Genomic DNA, 3,507 nt, shown 5'->3' with positions numbered 1-3,507 from the left:
CGGCCTCGGCCTCGCGCTGCGCCTGAGCCGCCGCCTCTGCCGCGGCTACTGCCGCTGCGGTCTCGGCGGCGCGCTGGGCGAGCCCGGCGTTGAGTCGTTCCCGGACCTCGGCGACTGTCTCGGCGAGAGCCTTCGCTTCCGTGGCCACCTCGACGGTCGCGCCGGGCGTCAGCATGAGCGGGAGGACGTCGAGGTCGCTGAGGCGCTCGACCGCATCGAGCAGGTCGCGGGTGTCGATCTCCGTCGGCTCGGCGCCGAGGTCGAGGCCTGAGCGTGCGACCGCGGCCGTCACCTCCTCGGCTTCGGCGAGCGCGACGTGCGCCTGCGCGAGAGTGCTGCGCGCGCCGGAGGTCACCTCGTCGATCGGCTCGGCCATGATCGTCTCGGCGGCGAGGGTCGCGACGCCCGCGGGTGAGAGCGACGGTTCGACGGCGGCGGCGACGCGCGGCGTCGAGACGACGAATCCGGTGGTCGCGAGCGTCACGGCGACGGCTCCGGCGACGAGCGGCGCGAAGCGGCGGCGGGTGCGACGAGCGCGCCGGGCACGACGAGTGAGGGTGGTGTCGGGGGTGTGCTGCATGGAGGCTGCGTTTCCTTCGGGTGGTCGCGCGCGCGTCAGCGCGCCCTGCGCACGCCTGTCGGCGGCACAGCGCGCCCTCGGGTCGGGCGCGGCACAAGGCACACCAAGTCTGCGCGGCTCGTCTGGGCGAAACCTCCGTCCCCCCTGGCAGAAGCGTGTACGCGGATGCGCGAGAACGGCCCGAATCGCGGCTGCGTACGCCGAAGACGACGGATGCCGTCACCCGGCGTGCGAGTCAGGTGACGGCATCCGTCGGTCGCTGTCAGGCCTTTCGCTGTGCGGCGTAGTACGCCAGCAGGGCGCGAGTCGAGGCGTCCTGGGAGGCGATCGCATCGGCGTCGCCCTCGACTGCGGGGGCGATCTGCAGCGCCAGCTGCTTGCCGAGCTCGACGCCCCACTGGTCGAACGAGTTCACGCCCCACACGACGCCCTGCGTGAACGTGATGTGCTCGTACAGCGCGATGAGCTGGCCGAGCACCGACGGAGTGAGCGCGGGCCCGAAGATCGACGTCGTCGGCTTGTCTCCGGCGAACGTGCGCGCGGCGACGAGGGAGCCGGTCGTGCCCTCGGCCTCGACCTCGGCCGCCGTCTTGCCGAAGGCCAGCGCCTTCGTCTGCGCCAGGAAGTTCGACAGGAACAGCCCGTGCACGTCGGTGCGGCCGTCGCGGAGCGGATAGGCCGGGTTCGCGAACGCGATGAAGTCGGCGGGGATCAGGCGCGTGCCCTGGTGGAGGAGCTGATAGAACGCGTGCTGGCCGTTGGTGCCGGGCTCGCCCCAGAACACCTCGCCGGTGTCGGTCGTGACGGGGGAGCCGTCCCAGCGCACCGATTTGCCGTTGGACTCCATCGTCAGCTGCTGCAGATACGCGGGGAAGCGGTGCAGCTGCTGGGCGTAGGGCAGCACGGCGTGCGACTGCGCGCCGAGGAAGTTCGAATACCAGACGTTCAGCAGACCCATCAGCACCGGGACGTTGCGCGCGAGCGGCGTCGTGCGCACGTGCTCGTCGACCGCGTGGAACCCCGCGAGCAGCTCGCGGAACACGTCCGGACCGAGCTCGATCATGAGCGACAGGCCGATCGCCGAGTCCACCGAGTAGCGGCCGCCGACCCAGTCCCAGAACCCGAACGCGTTCACCGGGTCGATGCCGAACGCCGCGACCTTGTCGATCGCGGTCGAGACGGCGACGAAGTGGTGGGCCACGGCATCCGTCTTCTGCGCGTCGCTGTCGCCGATTGCACCGGAGGCTTGCAGGCCCGACCACAGCCACTCGCGCGCGAGGCGGGCGTTCGTGAGTGTCTCGAGCGTCGTGAAGGTCTTCGACGCCACGATGAACAGCGTCGTCTCGGAGTCGAGGCCCTTGGTCTTCTGTGCGAGGTCGGTGGGGTCGATGTTGGAGACGAACCGTGCCTCGATGCCGGCCGTCGAGAAGGGCTCGAGCGCCGCCGACACCATGACCGGGCCGAGGTCGGACCCGCCGATGCCGATGTTGACGATGTGTGTGACCTTCTTGCCCGTGACGCCGGTCCACTCGCCCGAGCGCACCCGGTCGGCGAAGTCGGTCATGCCCGAGAGCACCGCCTGGACGTCGTCGTCGACGTCCTGCCCGTCGATGACGAGGGCCGGCTCGAAGCACGCCGGGCGGCGGAGCGCCGTGTGGAGGACGGCGCGATCCTCGGTGGTGTTGATGTGCTCGCCCGAGATCATCGCGGCGTAGCGCTCGGCGACGCCCGTCTGCTCGGCAAGACGCACGAGCGAGGCGAGGATGTCATCGGTGACCAAGTTCTTCGACAGGTCGACGTGCAAGTCGGCCAGTGGGAACGAGAGGCGCTCGGCGCGGCGCGGATCGATCGCGAACCACTCGCGCAGATCGGGGGCGAAGCCGTCGCGATGTGCGGCGAGCTCTGCCCAGGCGGACGTGGCGGTGGCATCGACGGGCGAAGTCATGGCACAACGCTAGCGGCCGACCGGAGGCACGTGAGGAGGACGAGCCTGATGGCGCAGGAGCGATCGGCCATCCACGATCCGCTGAAGACGCACACCCGGTGGGTCTACCGTGGCAACCTCTGACGCCGAGGCGCGTCGAACGCCGCGGCAGCGGACCGGGGCTCTAGGTTGGCGACATGCCCGTGAGCAAGACCCGTCGTGCGTACGCGGCGCGCCGGCGAGCCCGCCGCGTCGCCGCCGCAGACAACGACCTCACCGCCGACGAGTGGGAGGCGCTCGTCGAAGCCTGGGCGGCATGCGCGTACTGCGGCTCGACGGCCGCCCCGTTCCAGAAGGACTGCGTGCTGCCCATCTCGCGTGGCGGCCGCTACACCTTCGACAACGTCGTGCCGGCATGCCGTTCGTGCAACGCGAGCAAGAGCAACGACGAGGTCACCGGCTGGCTGCGCCGCAAGCGCCTCGACGAACGGGCGTTCCTGCTCCGGCACATCGAGATCCTCGCCGCGTGGCGAGGTGCGGGTCCGGCGGATTGAGGCTTCAGGACTCGTGACGCGACAGCAGGGCCACGCCGTCGAGCACGGCGCGGTGCGTGGTGGACGGGCCGAGCACCCGGAAGTGCCCCGATGTCGGCACCAGGACATTGGTCGCACCGTCGAGAGCACTGCCCTCGGGGATGTGGGGATCCCACGGGCCGAAGACCGACACGATGCGCCCGTTGACGGACGTCTCGCGGCCCAGCATCACGATGATCTCGTCGTCGGGCAGGAACGCCCGGATGCTGGGCACGATGAACAGCCGCGCCAGACGCGACCCCCCGAACGGCGTCGCGACCGCGACGAGCCCGAGGAGTCCTGACGCTGGGCCGCCCGCATGCGGTGTCGCGGTGGCGGCGGCATCTGCCGGATCACCCCCGGCGGCGGCTTCGGCGGCGGCCTCGACGGCGGCGCCCGACGTCACGAGCGCATGTTTGCCGATGAGCCCG

The 3,507-nt window shown here is 70.9% G+C and carries 2 protein-coding genes and 2 pseudogenes; 1 reads left to right on the top strand and 3 read right to left on the bottom strand.

Going from position 1 to position 3,507, the window contains the following annotated elements:
• Positions 1–580, bottom strand: a pseudogene (locus EIO58_RS14635) (phospholipase); the annotation flags it as partial.
• Positions 581–842: 262 nt separating this feature from the next.
• Entirely contained in the window at positions 843–2,525 is a 1,683-nt protein-coding gene (gene pgi / locus EIO58_RS14630) for a glucose-6-phosphate isomerase (RefSeq protein ID WP_127820142.1), read from the bottom strand.
• 176 nt (positions 2,526–2,701) lie between these two features.
• Here pgi and EIO58_RS14625 point away from each other — a divergent pair, with 176 nt between their 5' ends.
• Positions 2,702–3,058 carry an HNH endonuclease gene (locus EIO58_RS14625; protein WP_127820141.1) on the top strand — a complete coding sequence of 119 codons (357 nt, stop codon included), beginning with the start codon at positions 2,702–2,704 and terminating at the stop codon, positions 3,056–3,058.
• 4 nt (positions 3,059–3,062) lie between these two features.
• Here the strand turns inward: EIO58_RS14625 and EIO58_RS14620 are convergent.
• Positions 3,063–3,507 (bottom strand): annotated as a pseudogene (locus tag EIO58_RS14620) (hypothetical protein); the annotation flags it as partial.

The organism is Microbacterium sp. CPCC 204701 (genome assembly GCF_004010105.1).
In the GTDB taxonomy this organism is placed as follows: Bacteria; Actinomycetota; Actinomycetes; order Actinomycetales; family Microbacteriaceae; genus Microbacterium.
Note: the sequence above shows the minus strand (reverse complement) of the source record. Positions and strands in the feature narration are given on the sequence as shown.

Coding starts and splice junctions, on each gene's coding strand:
- pgi (WP_127820142.1), bottom strand. CDS start 2,525: ATGACTTCGCCCGTCGATGCCACCGCCACGTCCGCCTGGGCAGAGCTC.
- EIO58_RS14625 (WP_127820141.1), top strand. CDS start 2,702: ATGCCCGTGAGCAAGACCCGTCGTGCGTACGCGGCGCGCCGGCGAGCC.